A 20002-nucleotide genomic window follows, 5' to 3' on the forward strand; every position below is an offset into this window, starting at 1 on the left:
CTACCTCTTAGTCTTCGTGAACCAAGCCTTTGCCAATCGTTGTGGTGGCCTGAATCAGACCGTCGCGAATATCGGCAACCTCGAGCAATTGCCCTTGATGTAACAACGCTGCGCGGTCACATAGCCGACGAATGACGCTCATTTCATGCGTGACGATGACGATGGTGACGCCAAGCTGTTCATTAATATCCCGTAGGCAAGTCAATAGGCTGCGCGTCGTCGCAGGATCAAGCGCACTGGTTGGCTCATCAGCCAATAACACTTTAGGGCTGGGCGCAATCGCGCGAGCGATACCGACACGCTGTTTTTGACCCCCTGATAGCTGCGCTGGATAATGCCCTGCACGGTCGGTCAAGTCGACGATTTCTAAGCAGTCCATTACCCGCTTATGAATATCGGCGCTCGGATAGCCTGCCACCGTTAAGTTAAAGGCGACATTATCGAAGACCGTACGATTGGACATCAGGTTAAACTGCTGGAAAATCATGCCGATATTATGGCGAGCGATACGTAACTCACTAGCAGATAATGTGGTCAAATCCGTACCATCTACGATGACTTGACCTGAATCTGGACGCTCAAGCAAATTAATCAGGCGTAAGAGGGTAGATTTACCCGCTCCCGAATAGCCCATCAAGCCAAATATTTCGCCTTGCTGCACAGTTAAGGACGTCGGCTCGACAGCAGTAAACCAATGTGGCTTGCCGTCTTTATCTTTTATAGACCGGTCGCTTAGAAAGCTTTTGGTCACATCGTTTAAGACAATCATGTCACTCATGGAGGGCTCAAAATTTAATAAATATTTTTATAGTTATGAAGCGGTTGTAGGTGGCTCTTAGATAGTAAGGAGCACAGTTCAAAACAACATTCAATAACCCCATAATAAGGGGCGCTAATATAGCATATTATGCAGTGTTTTGGATATGGACATCCATAACTGAGGGATAATCTTGGCTTGCTCATTATTGAGAAAAAGCAATATAAATAGGTAGCGGGTAAATTTATCGTCATTTCAAACGAATTTATTTGAAATAAAGAAGCAGTAAGACAGTGGCATGTATTTTTGAGTGTTTTTTTAAGACTGCGTTTTTTGGTATTAAATGACAGTATTAATCACGGCTGTCATGGTGATAATGAGGGTCGTGCTTAACGGGTAGTACCACTAAAAATCGCGTGTGACCATTAATGGTATCGGTGAGGATACGCCCTTGGTGAGCGGTGACAATTTGGGCAACCAAGGATAAGCCAAGTCCTGAGCCTTTATTTTTTTGCTGCAAACGTACGAAGGGACTAAAAACTTCCTCGCGTTTGTTCTCAGGGATACCTTCGCCTTCATCAATCACTGCCATCACTGCATATTTTGGTAGTGGGCGAGTTGGCTCAGCTTTGGGTTTCTTCAGATGCTTACTAAACAAACCTTCTTTACGCGTGCCATTTGATCTATCGCCGTTGTCTTTAGCACTTTCTTTGGTATTGTCATTAGAATCTATCTTCGAGTTATCTTTTCCAGTGTTAGTGCCTTTATCTGTATTGTCTATATTGCTACTTATAGCATGGTCATCGATATTGAGGATGGATATCTCTGGATTTTCAGGAACCGCGCGCCAAATGACTTTTTTGATTTTATCCGTTAAATCGGTTGTAAAACGCTGATAGTTAGATTTGAGTGAAGGTCCACTAATACTTTTAGTAATCAGTTCTGGGGGCTGTGATTTATCAGTTTCTACGCTCTCGTTGCTATCAGCTTCAGCAATAACCTCAGTAGGATTGGTAACGCTTTCACCATTTTTATAAATCGCTGGGGTAGGTAATAACGACGCTACCTCTGTTGCTTCTGCTGATGTTGACTCAGATTTTTTATCACTAGATTCATCATGGCTAAGCTGATTGTCTTGCATGTTTTCGAGCTGGTTGACGTTATGAGCTACTTCCTCATAAGAATCAAAGTCTGAGCTGTTATAGTCGACAAAGCTACTGCACAGTATGGTTTGTAACAGGAAGTCAGGGATGTCATTGGCTTCATCCAATGTCTGTACACCGTAAAGTAATACGGTGACCGGCGGCTTACCATGCAGCATAGCATTGGTCAGTAGGTTACGAATTAAATGGGTGAGCATGGATGATTGACCGTCAATGACGATATGCTCACCAATTAAAGTCGCTTCAGGATAGTGCTGGCGTTCCTGATTGACCAAATCATATAAGTCCAATTGCTCAACTTGTTGTAATGCATGACCAGCATCTAAACGGCTGACTAGCAAGATGCTCTCGACCAAATCATTCAGTCCCGACAGATCGCGGTTAATGGCTTGGGCACGCTTATCAAATTTATCCTTGGTATCAGCTGGCATTGCCCCTGCCAGCATATCCATCATTTCAATCTGTAAACGGATACGCGTGATAGGGGTACGCAGCTCATGTGAGGCATGCGCCAATAGTAAATTATTGGCATTGATAAGGTGTTCAATTTTTTGAGCTGCTTGGTTAAATCCGCGGGCGAGTGACGCAATTTCATCATTACCGCGTGCATTGACACGCACGCTAAAATCACCATCACCGAGTTGCGCCATCTGCTGACTCATCTGATTGATACGCCAAGTAATTGTACGAGCAATCCACCAGAGTACGCCTGCCATAATCATCAGCAGCAATAAAGTGCCAGTAAATAAGTTTAATGCCGCGGAGAGTACGGGTTTTTTAGGTGGTAAGCGTGATTCATATAATATCGTATAGCCCGTACTACTATAGACTTGGGCTTGCTTGGTCGGGGAAGTTTCGGCAAACGATGGAAAGACGCGTGATAACAGGGAAGGCGGCGCAGGCAACTCTAATGGCAAATCGCTGTTGTCGGTTTGCATCAGCAAATGACCTTCGCTGTCATACAACCCCATCTTTGCCTGCAAAGATTCATCAAAAATATCAAAACTTTTTTTGACCACCGCCAACATAAAGCGCGACTGTAATCGATTGTCCTTGCTGACTGCGATGTTTAACTCATGCAAAAACGGGTCTATTTGAGCCAAGATTTGGGTGGCCAATATTTCTGAGCGAATGCCCGCATCTTTGTCATGAACCAACTGCGTCAATAACACCATCGCTACCGCAAATAAAATAAGTGCCAGCATGACGCTGGCAAATAGCTTGGCAAATACGGAACGAAAACCCAGTGGTTGCATTAAATCATCTCTATTGTCACACGCTCATAACCAGTCAGGCTAGTCTTACTAGTCTTGTTACGATTATTTTTAGCTACTGCTTAACGTAATGTCGTTTGACTGCATTACCATTTAAACTTGATCCGTTGCGAATTGATAACCCACACCACGTACGGTAATAATACGTTTTGGTTGACGCGGATTGTCTTCAATAAGCGCGCGCAAGCGTGAAATGTGCACGTCAATGGCACGATCAATATTATCTGAGCTGTCATCGTTTGGCATAGCTTGCCACAATTGCTCGCGATTGAGTACTTTACCAGAATGGGTGGCAAAATAATGCAGCAATTGAAACTGATGCGTCGTTAGACGTACAGGTTGATCATCAATAGTGACTTCATGGCTGTCGGGAAAGACGCTCAAGCGACCAAAAGTGAGGCTGTCTGACTGGCTGTCAGCTTGGTTCGGCTGCTCGTGGCGACGAATAACGGCACGAATACGCGCCAATAACTCACGTGGCTCAAAAGGTTTGGAAATATAATCATCAGCGCCCATCTCTAAACCTAAAACACGATCGGTGGTGTCGCCTTTTGCCGTCAGCATAATAATCGGCACTTTATTGGTCATATTATTTTTGTTGCCACGTATTTTTTGGCAAACTTGCATTCCATCCATATCAGGGAGCATCAAATCCAGTACGACTAAGTCAATATCACGCTCTTTGGTGTCTAATAAATCCAGACCTTCTTGACCCAATCCTGCATGGTGCACATCGTAGTAATTCATGGTCAGATAATCACTGATTAACTCGGCTAAATCTGGATCATCTTCAATTAGTAAAATCTGCTTACTCATAATTTTTCCTCTAGTTGTTGTTATAGTTTGTTTTATCTGCATATTCAAAAATACTGCGCCCTTAACTTTCAATCATTGCTAACAGGCGCTCATTACTCACAATTATCGTTGAAAACGTTTTAAGCCCTCATCTTTTTGAATGAGCCAATAGGGATTATTCAAATATCAATTGTGCAAACTAGGGTTGCTTAAAACATGTGCAATCGCTTCATTAGTAATAGAGTCATCTGTACTATCTAGCATACGCTATATTGCCTATACAGCATGTTATTAAACAAGACATGCTTTGTTAATGTTTCTACACAATGTAACTACTGGCCTCAAAGGTTATGAAACCACCGCTTTTTTACCTTCAGATTCAACGGGTAAGTTTGCCAAACAAATCAAGCTGTCATTACTGATGCCAGCGATTAAATACTGCTTGGTCAGCGGGTCATACTCGATGACCTCGACAGATTGGCGGGTCAAACGTTGGTCTTGTTTTATAATCCATACATTGGCGCTCAACGGACGCAGCGGCTTATAAGGCGGTTTATGCAGCACGGTTAGATCGACATTATGCAGGGCGCGCTTAGGGACAAAGGTGCCGACTTCTATTTGTCCGTAGTCAACACGTCCTGTCACCTTCATATCAGGTCGTATCTGGTGGCGACTGACCTCGTTATCAACCACATTGACATACACCAATAGCTGCTTTGGTTGCTCAGCCGCTGTTAGTTTACTGACCTGTCCGGTAAATTCATCGATTAGACCTTCAGCGGTAAAATTAACCGTTTGTCCAACAGAGATTTGTGATTTAGCGTCAATAGGAAGGGCTGCGATAAAATGTAGTTCTGTCTCATCACTGAGGTTTAATAAAGGCTGAGATGCTTCTATTTTCTGTTCGTTTTTAATATATAGCTTTTCTACACGGCCCGAAAAACTGGCTCGCACCGTGATCAAGTTGTATGATTTCTCTGGTTTTGCCTCATTTTTTACGGCTTGCTCTGTCTGCTTGGCACTATTAATAACGCTATTATTGTCCGATGCTTGAGTCTGCTTAACGACAGATTGCTCAGACTTAACATCAGCCTTATTAGTAGCTTCTACAGTGTCTTTTGAATGCGTAGACACTACTGCTTCATTGGCTGGCTGTTGAATTTGCGTTACCTGACGTCGAACAATGAATAAGGGCGTATCTTTTTCTACCCATTGATTTTTCTTTACCAAGACTTTCTCTACCGTCAGTGCTTGTGCGGCAATAAAATCTACCTTTTTAATAGGTTCAATGTGACCTTCTAATCCAAGGCTGGGTTGATAACGGGTTGGCTTGATACTTAAGATATGGTCGGGGGTCATTGTGATGCTATCAGCACCAATAAGAAGCGGTGTCTTAACGGTCTCGCTGTTTTCGGCAGTCACAGGCTCTGAAGTAGGAGGGGATGGTTGACAGGCGACAATCAGCAAACTACTTAAGAGGTAGATACTCTTTTTTAAAGGGCTACAAGCTAAGAATGTAGCGCCAAAACGTTTTGAGCACATAGAGTTTGTCATACAGTTACCATTATCAACGAATTTTCATTATATAGTGAATTTTAGTACGGCGAAATGATTAGCCAGTCTTTTCTGGTTTGAATCTGTGGATTTGAATAACACGCTAATAAGGATTATTAATAATAGAAGCCATAAGTAAAGCGGTTTTAGCTAGAGTGATGAATTTGCACCAATTTATTTGAACATAAATTCACTAAATAGCTGGAAAAGGTGTTATAACTGTGCTAAAACAAACATAATAAAATATATTGATACATTTTTATGACAAAGTAAAATTATTCGGTAAGGTGCACACTATTTCTATATAATGCCTAAAATATAGTAAGACCAAATATTATATCTAGCTCTATCTAGACCAAGTCCTCTTAAATGACAGCACGTTGCCTTTAATCAGTTCCCTTTGATAATGTAATAATAGGTTGCCTAACAGGCTCACAGTTTGGCTAGATAGTATATGTATCGAACACTGCATAGTACGATTGCACCATACTGATACATAGGTATCATAAGGGCTTAAAGTACTTAAAATACTGCGCAATTTGCTAAGATAATTTACCATAAAGTGCGTATAGTGACTGATGCTAATGCGCTAGTTCATAGGCAAATACTGGTGGTGAAAATTTAGCTATGATGACAGAGTATAAGGCAGGATTTGCCGTTCATCGTTATACAAGATAAGCCAACCGATAAATTGAGGTAACCGCTTATTTTTTTTGTATTAATAGTTTAGATTGACCGTTTAGAGTGATAGTTTGTATTCATAGATAGCACTACGAATAAATAGTCGTTAATAGGACAGAGATAATGGAAAATAATTTTGATGGTTTAAAAGTGATGGTGATTGATGACTCAAAGACCATTCGCCGTACCGCAGAGACGTTATTGCAAAAAGCTGGCTGCGAAGTCGTAACCGCCATTGATGGTTTTGATGCACTGGCTAAGATTGTTGATCATAACCCAGATATTATTTTTGTGGACATCATGATGCCACGTTTAGATGGTTATCAGACATGCGCGTTGATAAAAAACAATCCAGATTATGCCAGCAAGCCTGTGATTATGTTGTCATCTAAAGATGGTTTGTTTGATAAAGCCCGTGGTCGCATTGTCGGTTCTGATGAGTATTTGACCAAGCCATTTAGTAAAGATGAGCTTTTTGAGGCGATTAACCAGTATCGCTCATAGAGGCATATTTTTTTAAGCCGCTATAAAAAATAGTATAAGTCGCTAATCAGCAGATAGGTTGCCGTTACGAAAGCTGTTTATAAAGATTGGCCATGCAGGCTAGTAATGAGAGCCTGCCGCTTAATTTTGAACGTGATGAGAACACTACTACCACTTAATCACAGCGACTTATTTTCAATCGATTTGTATCAATAATATATCCTAGTGGATATCATCGAAAATAAAGGAAATACCTATGACTACTGTTTTAGTCATTGACGACTCGCCATCTGAGATGGCGAAATTTCGCGACATGCTTGCTAAAAATAACTATCAAGTATTAGAGGCGACAAACGGTGAGCAAGGCTGTCAGATGGCCATTGATCATCTGCCAGATGTCATCTTAATGGATGTAGTAATGCCTGAAATGAACGGCTTTCAGGCAACTCGTAAGATTACACGTGGCAAAACAACGTCTCATATTCCTATTATTATGATTAGTACCAAAAATCAAGAAACCGATCGAGTATGGGGTAAGCGTCAAGGCGCCAAAGAGTATATTACTAAGCCAATTGATGAAAGTGGTCTGGTCCAGATTATTCGTAAAGTAATGGAGTAGCTTGTGGCATCCAGAGGGTTTATTGAACTGCTACGGATAGCAGACTTAGCACGCGCGCGCAAAAGTGGTCGCCGCGGGGGAAAAGAGTTTGACTGGCAAGGGGTGGTATTTGAAATTGGGGGTCAGCGTTTAGTGGCGCCAATGGGTCAAGTATCAGAGATATTGACCATGCCAGAATATACCAGCGTGCCTTTAGTAAAGCCTTGGATGCTCGGCATCGCCAATATTCGTGGGCGCTTGTTACCTTTAACCGATTTGTCTCGGTTTTTACAAGTGCCTAGCCAGTTGTCGCAGATGAGCCAACGTAAAGTTATCGTTATTGATCATGATAATGTGTTCTCAGGGTTACTGGTCGATCAGGTCTTGGGTATTGAGCAGTTCACGCAAGATCAATACCGTCCAGAAGCGCTCGAGCCCAGCTCACCGTTTGCACCTTATAACCACGGCAAATTTATTAAAGATGAGCAAGATTGGTATGTGTTCATGCCAAGCTTGCTGGCACAGGATGTGCAGTATATCGATGCCGCCATATAAACATAGGCATAGCGGTTTTTAATACATAACTGTTTTTTAATAAGCGGTTTTTATTAGACCAAGCATAGAAGAACTAGGGCTGACATGGTTCGGTAATATGTCAGCATTCATACAGGCTTTGTGAATCACTGTTGTTTTGATGACAATATGATTTCAGAGTCAATCACGATACGACTTTGACGATTGTTTGAAAGGAAGAGGCACGATGAGTGATGTTATAAACAACCCTGTAGCTGGTAAGAGTAAATCAACGACAGATGCTAATAGTAAATGGAAGCTGTTATTAGGGCTTTGTGCTTTAGTGAGTATGGCTTGTCTGTTTTGGCTGGTCAATTCCTTGTCATCGGTCAGTCAGTATTTAACGAATTTTAATCAATCAGTCATATTGCCAGTGATTGTATTTGTCTTAGGTGTGCTTGGCATCTTGTTTGCTTTATTCCAGTTGCTAAAACAACGTGGCGGCTCAGAACGTTTGCTTATTGAAAAAGAGACCTTGCGTCGTCGCCAAGAAGCGGAAGCAGAATCTGAGCGTGCGCGCCAAATTCAAGAAGAAAACGAGCGTAACCAGATTGCAATTTTGCGTCTATTGGATGAGTTGGGTGATTTAGCAGACGGTGACTTGACGGTAAATGCGACTGTATCGGAAGATTTTACCGGCGCGATTGCTGACTCTGTTAACTTCGCGATTGATCAATTACGCCAATTGGTATTAGTCATTAACAGTACGGCTGATCGCGTCTCGCAATCTTCAGAGCAAACGCAGATGAACGCGGTTGAGCTTGCTGAGGCGTCGGAACATCAAGCGCAAGAAATTGCTGGGGTATCAGCGGCTATTAATGAGATGACCGTATCGATTGATCAGGTTTCAAATAACGCTTCAGAATCGGCAACGGTTGCGCAGCGTTCAGTTGCTATTGCTTATAACGGTGCGGAAGTTGTACAACGCTCGATTGAAGGTATGAACGTTATTCGTGACCAGATTCAAGAAACCTCAAAACGTATCAAACGCCTAGGCGAATCTTCGCAAGAGATTGGTGATATTGTTGGTCTGATTAACGATATTGCTGACCAAACCAACGTTCTGGCACTGAACGCTGCGATTCAGGCATCGATGGCAGGGGAAGCGGGTAGAGGGTTTGCCGTTGTTGCCGATGAGGTTCAGCGTCTCGCTGAGCGTTCAGCCAATGCCACCAAACAGATTGAAACGCTGGTAAAAACCATTCAGGCGGATACCAGTGAAGCGGTAATGTCGATGGAATCAACGACCTCTGAAGTGGTACGTGGTGCGCGTTTGGCAAAAGATGCGGGTGAGGCGCTAGAAGAAGTGCAAACCGTTTCTAATACCTTGGCTGATCTGATTCAAAACATCTCCAACGCTGCTATGCAACAGGCAGAGTCTGCAGGTCACATCTCACACACGATGAATATCATTCAAGATATTACCTCGCAAACCTCATCGGGTTCGATGGCGACAGCGCGCTCTATTGGTGAGCTGAGTGAAATGGCGGCGGCACTGCAAGAGTCGGTGACAGGCTTCAAGATTTCTAATGATGACGAGCATTTGGAACAAGAACAGACTGAAGATGAGTATTTAGATATTGATGAAAGAGTTTCAGACAGTATTTAAGATCCATCTATCATTGAGTCATTAGCGCTTCATTTATGATTTTTTATATTGAAATGTTAACCAAATAGTTGCTCGGGTCGTTATCTTATCTAAAGTGATACTATGAATAGCAGGTCACATGAATAATCATATTCAAAAAGACAGTCCCATCATTTATAAAGCGGACACTTTAGCGGCAGAGGCTTTAGGACAGGATGCTGCTTTTGATACCGAGCAATGGCAACGCTATATAGAGCAAGAAATTGGTTTTATATTACCGAATGTTCAGCGTAAATGGTTGGTTAATGCAGTCAGTCAAACGGCATCATCGTATGGGCTAACCCTCATACAGTTATGGAAGCAGTTACCGATTAATCATGAGCTGCGCCAGCAGTTACTGGATAAAGTGCTTATCCATGAAAGCCGTTTTTTTCGCCATCAGCCTTCTATAGAGTTTGTTACTGAGTGTGCTTTGCAGTATCAAAGACGACAGCCAATCGATGACAGTGTTGGGAATAATGCCACTAGTCTTGCTAATAATAGTGATGACATTAGGACTAACAAGTTATTCCGTATTTGGAGCGTGGGCTGTGCTAGTGGGCAAGAGACTTGGTCGCTGGCAATGAGTTTGGCTTCAAAGCAGTTGACTCATTACACTATATTGGGTACTGACGTCAGCGAGCAAGCCTTAAAAAAAGCCCGCTTAGGGCAGTATGAGCAAAAGCAGCAAGCCTTAGTGCCCCCACACTGTCAGCAATTTATCCATCCATTGTGTCCAATAAGCGCCATTGAAAAATTAAGTCTTTCTCCTGTGGCTACTAAGAAAACCATAGAAAATAGCGCCCGTGCACACTGGCAGGTTATGCCAACCTTAAAACAGCATGTGCGCTTTGCTTTACACAACATTATCGACAAAGAACCGCCGACGCCACATTTACAACAAATGATTGTCTGCCAAAACATGTTGCTTTATTTTCGTAAGTTTGATCAGCGCGACATTTTAGCGCGGCTATCAGAGCAGTGTGCGGTAGGTGGTTATATTATATTGGCTCCAGGTGAGGCGTTATTTTGGCGTCCTTCAAATATGCGCCGTATTGCGCACCCACAGATTAATGCATGGCAAAAAATCAGTGCCTAAATTAGCGCCTAGACGAGTTAGGATAAATCTATGAAGAACCAGCCCAATGACATGGTGACGTTTGAGTGGTTATTACCACTATTTAATCAGCAATTATCACAGGTAGCTGATGGCTGGCAATTAGGCGAAAAAAGCGCTGATTATGAACAGATGGCAAAAAGTTATCATCAAATTGGTGGTGCCTTGACCATGCTCAATTTGCCTGCATTGGCAAGTTTGGCGACTAAGCTAAGTTGGTTAGTAGGAGCGGGTCATGTCGTTGACCTAGAAGATGCTCTTGCAAATGATATTGAAATAAGCTCTGAAGCAGGCTTTTCTGATGATAAAAGCCGTATCGGTCAGATGGCTCATCGATTACTTATGCGTGAGCTGACACACTACGCGCGTACGGGTAGCTACCATCGTACTTTAGTGAATAAAACGTCGGTTGAGCTGACACAATTCTTATCGCATTATGGCGTAGCGACAGATCATCTTGCAGACGCTTTCTTAGCCTCTGAAGGTGACATTTCTGTTAGCTTGGGAGATAACGAACATCTTGATATTACAATACCTGCTGTTACGACAGCGGCCAATTTAGACCGCGAGCAGTATCAGCAATTGTTATTGGTTTGGCGTCAGCAAGTAAAAGCATTACTAGCAGCTGATGCCAACACTTCTTCTATACTGACGGTCTTAGAAAAGGTGAGTCAATATGTATGGCAAACCGCCGCAGGTATAGATTTACAGCGTCTTTGGTATCTGACTGAAACTTGGCTACATGATCTTGCACACAATCAGAATCCGCTACCTAAGCATTATGCCGCATTATTGAGTCAGTTAGATGCAGTGATAGAGTCCTGCGCGCATCAACACGAGATATTGACGAGTGTCATCAATAATTTAATAACGAGTATTTATATTGAGTTAAGCAGCCTTGTCAATCATAGTGGGCAGTCTCAATCTATACTGCATCACGCGTCGCAGCCAGATATTCAATCACGTTTTTTACCACGCATACTCAGTCAAATTGACACCCTTATTTTTAATCTTGATAAGCCTCATAACCTCCTAAAACCCCTACAACAAATCAATAACCAACTTGAGAGTCGCGGTTGGACATTGTTTGCCGCACAAGCTAACTCGATTCTAACCAATATAGAGGATAGCTTATCTGCGGAAGCGGGGTCGACGCAAGAACAGTGGCAAATTGAGCGCCAACTTCAAGAGTTATATAGTGCTATCTACAATACCGAACAAGTTATTGCTAGCAAAATAGGGGACGCCGCTTCATTTACGCCTAAACTTGAAGTCGCTGTTAATAATGATCTTGATGGTTTACAGGCAGAAGATAGCCGCCATATTAATGCAAGCGACAAAGAGTTACGTGAGTTGCGTATTGCTGTCGAAGACCTCAAGCAAGGCTTTAGTGACTATATTCAACGCCAGCACATAGAACTATTATCAGACTCAGCAGACTTTACTAAAATTAGCGGCGCCTTTGATAGTATGGGCTTACCAGAAATCGGTCGAGCGACGGATAAAATAGCCGATATATTCGAGCAATTAAGCACGCATGGTATCCACGTACTCAGCTGGGACGTTATCGAAGCGTTGGCAGAGGGTTTAACCTCGATTGAGTTGTTACTTGATTATCTGGCTCAGCAAGTGTTTGATCAACCATTATTAGATCAAGCACATACTTATATTGATAAAGCAGCCGCATTGCTTAGTGGCTATATCGACGCGCCTGAAACGATTAACGATACCTATTTGACACAAAAACCAGCGGCGAGCGATGTCCTGCGCTACGACGATAGTGGTGAAATTACGCCTCTTATTAATCAGAATATTGATGAAGATATCAGCCGTGAATCCACTACTGGCTTGGGTCTAAATGCTGATGTTGCTAGTAATAACGCTAATAGCCTTAATAGCGCCGATAAAACAGAAAGCGCTGCGTTATTAAACGCTCGTAGCCAACTCAAGTCTGATAACTTCGATATCGATGAAGATATTCGTGAAATATTTATCGAAGAGGTTGCCGAGGTCATTGCTGGTTTAGAAGATTTTTTACCGATATGGCAGCAAGATGCACAAGATCTAACGCCGTTAACGGAAGTGCGTAGAGGCTTCCATACCTTAAAAGGTTCGGGGCGTATGGTTGGTGCTTTCAGCATCAGTGAGATGGCGTGGTCCATTGAAAACCTACTCAATCGTTTGCTAGACAAAACACTGCCAGTGACCGATGATGTCGTCGCATTAGTGACAGAAACCACCGAGCGTCTACCAACGATGTTAAGTGATTTTGAAGCACAGCAATCACCAAGCTTTGATCCTACCATTACACTTGTGCAAAGCTATAACTTAATGAGCCAGCAACCTATTAATACGGGGTTAAATGTACCTCAATCTATCTCTTCTACAGCTGACGTTGAGGAAAATAGTCCTTTACTAGAAGAAACTCTATTGTCAGACGAGACAAGCCTAGACCTTGAGTATACAGACAACCTAGAGACAACTGATCACGTTAACCTCTCTGTGGAAGAGATGGGAAAAGATCTCTCTGCATCAGTAAAAGATTTAGCAATGCCTGCTGTATTGCAACCATTTATGTCAGCAATCCAGCCGTTACCGATGGATGCTAACGATGCCGATCCTGATATTAAAGATATATTTATAGAAGAGGCCAATGAGGTCTTGGAGGAAATCGTCCCTTTATATGAGCATTGGCAGCTTTCTCCTGATGACTTAACCCAACTGACAGATATTCGCCGCGGTTTCCATACCTTAAAAGGTTCGGGTCGGATGGTTGGTGCCAATACTAGTGCTGAGTTGGCGTGGTCGATAGAAAATATGCTGAACCGTATTTTAGACAATACTATTACGGCTTCAACGGACATACAGCAACTGATCGGCGATGTATTGACTGTATATCCCGAGTTACTGACCATATTTGAGAACGATCGCCAAGATTATCCTACTATGATGCCATTATGGGTCGCTTGTGCGCAGGCTTATAGCAAGCAGTTGGGTGATCAATTCAGCTACCGTGCGTTATACCAGCAGCTATTAAGCAGGTCGGCGCAGCCGCATGATCCAAGTACCCTGCAAAGTGCTCAGGATGGTTTTTCTGATAAGAATAATGCTGCCGACAGTGATTATGAAAATGTCGATCATAGTAATGATATCGATAGTACGTTGCAAACGATTAATTCTGTGAATGAAAAAATGGCAGAAGCGCCTATTGTTTTGACCCCTCAAAGTGAAGAGGAACAAGCCTTTTTTGATATTTTCATTGAAGAGGCAGAAGAGTTATTAGAGAGCGTTAATGATTTTGTTCTTCATCATCAAGACGAGCCTTATGTAGCCGTGAGTGATGAGATTGTGCGAGCATTTCATACCTTAAGGGCAGCTTCTGGTTCTAGTGCTTTGACAGCGATCAGTGATGTTAGTGCGACCATAGAGCAAAGTCTAGAGCTGCTACAGCAGCAGGATACGCCGATGAATGCTCAGCATTTAAAGGCACTGGCCCAGTCTGTTACGCTTATCAATGGGTATTTAGATAACTATAAACAAAACCTTCAGCAACAAGATGTGTCATTAGAAGAGACGCAAAGCCAGCAAGATATTGCCTCTTTGCAAGCGATGCTTGGTGAGCAGTACGCGATTCAAGATAGCGAGATCCTAGCTGATAACAAGCCAACGATAAACCAATTGTTGGATGATAATATCAATGAATTACTAGATGCTGAATGGCAGCTAGAAGCTACCTTTAATCAGCCAGAAAGCGAACAGGTTCAAGCCTATATAGCGCAGCAAATTGCACAAATAAAATATTTAAGTGATAAAGCACAAGAGTTTCCCAAATTTACTGCCATTCTTAATGAGTTGGGTAACGCCTATACTTATCTGAGTCATCATCCTGAAGAATCGATTAATACTGATACTCAAAGCATCTTATTGGCAGGACATGCGCAGTTGGTTGGTTTATTTGATGCCTTGGCAGGTAGCAGTTCATTAAAAATTAATGGGCAAGTTCTGGAGCAGCTACAAAGTATCTCTCAACGCTACGGCAGTAATGACGAAATGATTGTTGATGATGCAGACATTGACATGAATATTGATACAGAGGTTTCTGCCAATGCTTCGGTGCATAGCATTGCCGCGCCTGAGCTAGAGCTTGAGAAGATCGACACCGATATTGAACTATTAGAAATATTCTTAGAGGAGGCGCAAGAGCTTGATGATGCGTTAGTAGATAGCTTTAGTAAATGGCGCGCCGACATTAGCAATATCAATACCTTAAAAGTCTTACAGCGCCACCTGCATACTATTAAGGGTGGCGCACGCATGGCAGGTATCCGTAGTATTGGTGACTTGACTCATGAAGCGGAGAGTATTTACGAGGCGTTTGTAGAACAAAGAAGAACGCCAACTTCTCAGTGGCTTGAGATTATGCAAGTCGTGCAAGATACACTGTCATTACAAGTGGCGCATATTGTTCGCTATCAGCAGTCATTTCTTGCAACTGAGCTGATTGAGCAATTACAGCAGTTCGAAAAAGCAACAGTGTTGCCAGAAGCCGTCCAACTTATCGTACCGATGCCGAAGAATCATGTTGAGTCTGAACCACAAATACTGGCAGACGAATATACACATCGTATAGAAAAAACTGCAGACAGCGTAAGTTTAGATAGAATAATTAAGCAGTCATGGGCGAACGGCTTGCCTGATCCTGATATCTTGGAGGTGTTTTTAGAGGAAGCAGAGGCACTGACCAACCGTAATGAGTATCTACAATTATTCTTAAGTGATGCGGGTGATACGGTCGCATTACAGGCATTACAGCGTGACTTGCATACCCTCAAAGGTGGCGCGCGTATGGTGACCGCAAGCGGTATTGCTGATCTGGCGCATGAAATGGAATCGGTTTATACCGATTTTGTCGATCGCCGCCGTCCTGCTACCAAAAAAGTCTTAGAGCTGTTAGTGGCTTGTCATGATTGGCTTGCAGATGCTGTATTTATTCTCTCACAACAGGTGAATCCACCAACCCCTGATTTATTGATTGAGGCATTACAGCAATTTAGCAAAAATCCAGACAGCTTAAAGCAAATACCGAAAGAATCATTGCAACCGCAGCGTGAAGCCATTCTTGTTGCGAAAGAAAAGCAAGAATCGACCTATATCCAAAAAGATATTAGTGAGATGCCACCGATGGTGAGTAATGCGGCTGAACAAGATCATACTACCAATAACAATGAGATGATTCGTATCTCAGGTGGTCTGATTGAGCATATGATTAACCTATCGGGAGAGTCAGCGATTAACCGTGCGCGTATCGACATGGGCATGAGTAGCTTAACCAACAGTATTGAAGAGATGGGCACCACCGTACAACGTTTGGCAGATCAGTTACGCCGGATGGAAATTGAGCTTGAAGCGCAAATTTTATCGCAAATCGATGACGAATTGGTCAGTCATGAAGGTTTTGATCCTCTAGAGATGGATCAGTATTCTTCGTTAAATCAGTTGTCAAAATCTTTAACAGAGTCGGCATCGGATTTGGTGGATATTAATAATACTTTATTAGAAAAAACGCGCGATAGTGAAAGTCTATTGTTACAGCTATCGCGAACGCAAACTGAGCTACAAGATAGCTTGATGAACTCACGTATGGTACCGTTTACCCGTCTAACGCCAAGGCTCGAGCGTATCGTGCGCCAGACGGCCAATGAGCTTAATAAGTCGGTTGATCTAAAGATTATCAATGCTGATGATGAGATGGATAGAACCATTCTGGAACGTATTACCTCACCGCTTGAGCACATGTTACGTAATGCAGTCGATCACGGGATTGAAGATGTTGCGACACGCCTAAACGCGGGTAAAGATCGTAGTGGAAAAATTACTTTAGAAGTACTGCGTGAAGGTAGTGAAATCGTTATCCAATTAACCGATGATGGTCGTGGAATTGATGTAGAGGCGGTACGTAATAAAGCCATATCTCAAGGTCTGCTTGACGCAGAAGACGCGACTTTAAGCGACCTTGATATTATGCAGTACATCTTTAATGCGGGTCTAAGTACCAGTAAGCAGGTGACACAAATATCAGGGCGCGGCGTCGGTATGGACGTCGTGATCAGTGAGATTCGTCAGTTAGGCGGGTCAGTATCAGTCGTATCAGAGCTGGGTAAAGGTTCTAAGTTTACCATGCGTGTGCCGCTTACCGTTGCCGTTTCTGATGCTTTGGTGGTTCGCGCCGCAGACCGCTATTATGCGATACCACTGGTTCAGATTGAGCGCGTTGTCCGTATCAATCCAGAAAAAATTTACGACTATTATCAATCAGGTGAGGCGACGCTCAACTTTGAAGATACCGATTATCGCGTTCGTTATTTAAATGAGATTTTATCGGGTAATAAATTGAATGAGCTGGTCGTTAATACCAATACCAGTGTCCCACTTATTATTATCAAAAACCGTAGTGGACAGAATATGGCGCTACAGGTTGATCAAATCGCAGGCTCACGTATCGAAGTGGTGGTAAAACCTTTGGGGCAAAAGTTCTCGAATTTATCGGGCATCTCAGCGGCGACTATCATGGGTGATGGCTCGGTAATGCTCATCCTTGATTTGATTGCATTGATGCGTAATGCAGCCTTAGTGAAGGAGGTGGTAAAACCTGCGATCACTGTGCGTAGCCGTACAGAGTCTAAAGCGACTATCTTGGTCGTCGATGACTCAGTTACAGTACGAAAAGTCACCTCACGTTTCTTGGAGCGTCAAGGCTTCAATGTGGTACTTGCTAAAGATGGTATCGATGCGCTTGAGATTCTACAAGAAACGACACCCGACTTAATGCTACTCGATATCGAGATGCCGCGTATGGATGGTTTTGAAGTCGCGACGCAAGTCAGACACAATAGACGTCTGCAGCATCTGCCTATTATTATGATTACCTCGCGTACGGGTGAAAAACATCGTGAGCGCGCGCTTGAGATTGGGGTTAATGACTATATGGGCAAACCTTTCCAAGAAAATCAGCTTCTTAATAAGATTGAAACCCTACTGGGTAAAGAGGCTAACCTAGTTAATGAAGGATAATTTGCGTACCTTGGCGCTGAAAGATAAAAATAAAAGTGATATCAATGTGTTGGTTGTCGCAGAGGACCATCAGCAGCGCATGGCTTTTTCTGATACTGTGCGTAGTTGTGGTTTACAGTTGGTTGACTGCGTATCACGGGCGCAGTTGCAAGACAAATTTAAAAGCTATGCAGCGCCTATCGATATTTGGCTGATAGATGGTGATTATGATGGTGATATGGCGGCAGCCTCTAAAGCCGCCGCCGTTTTAGTAGGTTTTAGTCAAGCGCCGTATCTCAATGAGGCACAGCAGTATGCCAAATGGCAGCGTAAGCTAAAGCGTAAGCTTGCCCAAATGCTGGCTTTACCCATGCTGATAGAAAATATCCCTTATAAGAATACTGCCTGTGAAAATGAATCTAGTGACTGGCATTATGTGGTGTTCTTAGGGGCTTCTATGGGTGGTCCTAGTGCGGTAAAAGAGTTTTTAGATCATTTATCGCCTGCACTACCTGTCAGTATTTTATTAGCCCATCATTTTAATCAAACAATGCTTAGCACACTACCGCGTATATTGAATCGTCATAATGAATGGCGCTGTCAGCTGATTACGTCTTCGCAGCGTTTGCGTAGCGGCCAATGTTTGATTGTACCTATTGATAAACAAATAGTTTGTGATTCAACCGGTCGCATCATCTTATTAGATCAGGCTTGGGAAGGTGACTACAAACCTGCTATTGGTCAAATTCTTAAAAATACCAGTGATGTCTATGGTAGTGAGCTTATCAATATTATCTTCTCAGGGATGGGCAACGATGGTACGCAGTATTTAGATTTAATCCGAGATAATGACAGTCAACTGTGGGCGCAAGATCCAAAATTAAGCGCGTGCCCTAGTCAGCCGCAAGCGATTATTGATTCAGGATATTGTCAGTTTGTCGGCAGTCCCACAGCATTAGCAGAAAAACTTACTGAGTATATTACTGAAAGGGCGGTGAGCGTCTCTTCAGATTCATTTATTGTGAGCGACCTATGAAACAGATTTTAAAGCATTCGTTTGAGGCAGTGAGCTTACTGACCACTAATAATGGGATGCTCGACGTGACGATTGTCCCAGCAGTTGATCAACCTGACTGGATTATTCCTAGTAGTTTGATTTTGAGTGTAGAGGCGTGTAGCGAACATACATGGAATTATGAGTGGCAACAACAAGAAGTTGCTGTATTTCATCTGTTGCCGCGTCATCAAACACCAGAAAAAATGATTATCTTAGAAGGGAATACGACCGCGCATCGTATCGCGCTACAGACGGCAGGTGAGCTGCGCCAATTACAGGCACGTATCTCTGATGTTAAAGATGTTGAGCTTCCTGAGCATTTTATCAAGCCAAATGGCAATATCGATACGGTTTATGAACGTGTGCAAGAAGATGTTGTGCTATCCTATCTTTTTCAAGCAGTGATGATTGAAGATACGTTTTACTTGGTCCCTGATTTGGATAAAATCGCGCACCAATTGGTTGATTTAGACAGCTAATTCACTCACGGTTACACTTCTCATAATGGTGTTGACCATTAACCTTGAGATAATCAGAGATGTTTTTGCATTAGCCAATAGCGGTTTTCAATATCAGTCCATCAGTCCATCAGTATCAGTAAGCGTCAATGACCACCAATGAGTAATAGGGGTGATAAAGTAAATGATGAATAACATCAATTCAAGTCTGACAAAGTGGTCGGTGGCTAGTCGAATTTTTCACTGGATTAGCGCTATTTTATTGCTGGTCACCTGGGTCATGATACTTTTATATGGCAATTTCGATGACAAGCTCTATATCGGATTACATAAGGCGTTTGGGATCAGTCTGTTGTTTTGGATGATTGCACGAGTGATCAATCGTATATTCACCAAAGCACCGCCAGCAGTTATTATGCCAAAATGGCAGATGCTACTCTCACAGTTATCACACTTTTTCTTATACGCTTTATTGATCGCTATGCCAATAGCAGGGCTACTGATGTCAGTCTATGGCGGCAGAGCTGTTGATGTTTTTGGTTTATTTCAAATCCCTGTATTTGTCACGCCAGATAGAGGCTTAGCACGACTTTTTAATGACTGGCATACCAATATTTTGTGGCCGATGATTATTGCCTTTACCTTGATTCATATTGGCGCCGCTTTATACCATCAGTTTATCAAAAAGGACAATCTGATTGCGCGTATGAAATAGCGGGCTATAGATAAGAAAAAACGTGTATAAAAAAGCCCTAAGCATAATGCTTAGGGCTTTTCTTATGGCAAGGTAGATATGAACTTATCTATGATAAAAC

12 protein-coding genes and 1 pseudogene are annotated in these 20002 nt (G+C 42.7%); 9 read left to right on the forward strand and 4 right to left on the reverse strand.

From position 1 onward, the window contains the following. Positions 1–7 precede the first annotated feature (7 nt). From FQ084_RS00420 to FQ084_RS00435, 4 genes are all read right to left on the reverse strand, one after another. Positions 8–778: a methionine ABC transporter ATP-binding protein gene (locus FQ084_RS00420; protein ID WP_188032866.1), complete on the reverse strand. Its 771-nt coding sequence runs from the start codon at positions 776–778 to the stop codon at positions 8–10. A gap of 331 nt (positions 779–1109) precedes the next feature. Continuing rightward, positions 1110–3176 (reverse strand): ATP-binding protein, encoded by a 2067-nt coding sequence (locus FQ084_RS00425; RefSeq protein ID WP_149488684.1) that lies wholly within the window; start codon positions 3174–3176, stop codon positions 1110–1112. 111 nt (positions 3177–3287) lie between these two features. Further along, the gene (locus tag FQ084_RS00430) at positions 3288–4010 is read right to left on the reverse strand and encodes a response regulator transcription factor (RefSeq protein WP_149488685.1); all 723 of its coding nucleotides are present in this window, start codon (positions 4008–4010) and stop codon (positions 3288–3290) included. 327 nt (positions 4011–4337) lie between these two features. Next, positions 4338–5543: an efflux RND transporter periplasmic adaptor subunit gene (locus tag FQ084_RS00435; protein WP_149488686.1), complete on the reverse strand. Its 1206-nt coding sequence runs from the start codon at positions 5541–5543 to the stop codon at positions 4338–4340. 804 nt (positions 5544–6347) lie between these two features. Between FQ084_RS00435 and pilG the strand changes: the two genes are divergently transcribed. The 9 genes and pseudogenes from pilG (at position 6348) to FQ084_RS00480 (ending at position 19902) form a co-directional block, all read left to right on the forward strand. After that, entirely contained in the window at positions 6348–6728 is a 381-nt protein-coding gene (pilG, locus tag FQ084_RS00440) for a twitching motility response regulator PilG (protein ID WP_149488687.1), read from the forward strand. Positions 6729–6963: 235 nt separating this feature from the next. Further along, positions 6964–7326: a PleD family two-component system response regulator gene (locus tag FQ084_RS00445; protein ID WP_149488688.1), complete on the forward strand. Its 363-nt coding sequence runs from the start codon at positions 6964–6966 to the stop codon at positions 7324–7326. A 3-nt stretch (positions 7327–7329) separates the two neighbouring features. Continuing rightward, positions 7330–7860: a chemotaxis protein CheW gene (locus FQ084_RS00450; protein WP_149488689.1), complete on the forward strand. Its 531-nt coding sequence runs from the start codon at positions 7330–7332 to the stop codon at positions 7858–7860. A 538-nt stretch (positions 7861–8398) separates the two neighbouring features. Then, positions 8399–9403 (forward strand): annotated as a pseudogene (locus tag FQ084_RS00455) (methyl-accepting chemotaxis protein); the annotation flags it as partial. Positions 9404–9605: 202 nt separating this feature from the next. Next, the gene (locus FQ084_RS00460) at positions 9606–10604 is read left to right on the forward strand and encodes a CheR family methyltransferase (protein WP_149488691.1); all 999 of its coding nucleotides are present in this window, start codon (positions 9606–9608) and stop codon (positions 10602–10604) included. A 30-nt stretch (positions 10605–10634) separates the two neighbouring features. Next, positions 10635–17693 carry an Hpt domain-containing protein gene (locus tag FQ084_RS00465; protein WP_149488692.1) on the forward strand — a complete coding sequence of 2353 codons (7059 nt, stop codon included), beginning with the start codon at positions 10635–10637 and terminating at the stop codon, positions 17691–17693. Next, positions 17683–18708, forward strand: coding sequence for a chemotaxis protein CheB (locus FQ084_RS00470; RefSeq protein ID WP_149488693.1), 1026 nt, complete (start codon positions 17683–17685; stop codon positions 18706–18708). The genes FQ084_RS00465 and FQ084_RS00470 overlap by 11 nt, the downstream gene beginning before the upstream one ends. After that, complete coding sequence (locus tag FQ084_RS00475; RefSeq protein ID WP_149488694.1) at positions 18705–19208, forward strand: hypothetical protein; 504 nt, start codon at positions 18705–18707, stop codon at positions 19206–19208. Before FQ084_RS00470 ends, FQ084_RS00475 begins: the two co-directional genes overlap by 4 nt. A 166-nt stretch (positions 19209–19374) precedes the next feature. After that, on the forward strand, positions 19375–19902 hold the full coding sequence (locus FQ084_RS00480; RefSeq protein WP_149489545.1) for a cytochrome b: 528 nt from the start codon (positions 19375–19377) through the stop codon (positions 19900–19902). The last annotated feature ends 100 nt before the right edge of the window (positions 19903–20002 follow it).

The organism is Psychrobacter sp. ANT_WB68 (genome assembly GCF_008369115.1).
GTDB lineage: Bacteria > Pseudomonadota > Gammaproteobacteria > Pseudomonadales > Moraxellaceae > Psychrobacter.

Excerpts from the sequence above, each read along its gene's own strand:
- FQ084_RS00420 (WP_188032866.1), bottom strand. The coding sequence starts at position 778 with ATGAGTGACATGATTGTCTTAAACGATGTGACCAAAAGCTTTCTAAGC.
- FQ084_RS00425 (WP_149488684.1), bottom strand. The coding sequence starts at position 3,176 with ATGCAACCACTGGGTTTTCGTTCCGTATTTGCCAAGCTATTTGCCAGC.
- FQ084_RS00430 (WP_149488685.1), bottom strand. The coding sequence starts at position 4,010 with ATGAGTAAGCAGATTTTACTAATTGAAGATGATCCAGATTTAGCCGAG.
- FQ084_RS00435 (WP_149488686.1), bottom strand. The coding sequence starts at position 5,543 with ATGACAAACTCTATGTGCTCAAAACGTTTTGGCGCTACATTCTTAGCT.
- pilG (WP_149488687.1), top strand. The coding sequence starts at position 6,348 with ATGGAAAATAATTTTGATGGTTTAAAAGTGATGGTGATTGATGACTCA.
- FQ084_RS00445 (WP_149488688.1), top strand. The coding sequence starts at position 6,964 with ATGACTACTGTTTTAGTCATTGACGACTCGCCATCTGAGATGGCGAAA.
- FQ084_RS00460 (WP_149488691.1), top strand. The coding sequence starts at position 9,606 with ATGAATAATCATATTCAAAAAGACAGTCCCATCATTTATAAAGCGGAC.
- FQ084_RS00465 (WP_149488692.1), top strand. The coding sequence starts at position 10,635 with ATGAAGAACCAGCCCAATGACATGGTGACGTTTGAGTGGTTATTACCA.
- FQ084_RS00470 (WP_149488693.1), top strand. The coding sequence starts at position 17,683 with ATGAAGGATAATTTGCGTACCTTGGCGCTGAAAGATAAAAATAAAAGT.
- FQ084_RS00475 (WP_149488694.1), top strand. The coding sequence starts at position 18,705 with ATGAAACAGATTTTAAAGCATTCGTTTGAGGCAGTGAGCTTACTGACC.
- FQ084_RS00480 (WP_149489545.1), top strand. The coding sequence starts at position 19,375 with ATGAATAACATCAATTCAAGTCTGACAAAGTGGTCGGTGGCTAGTCGA.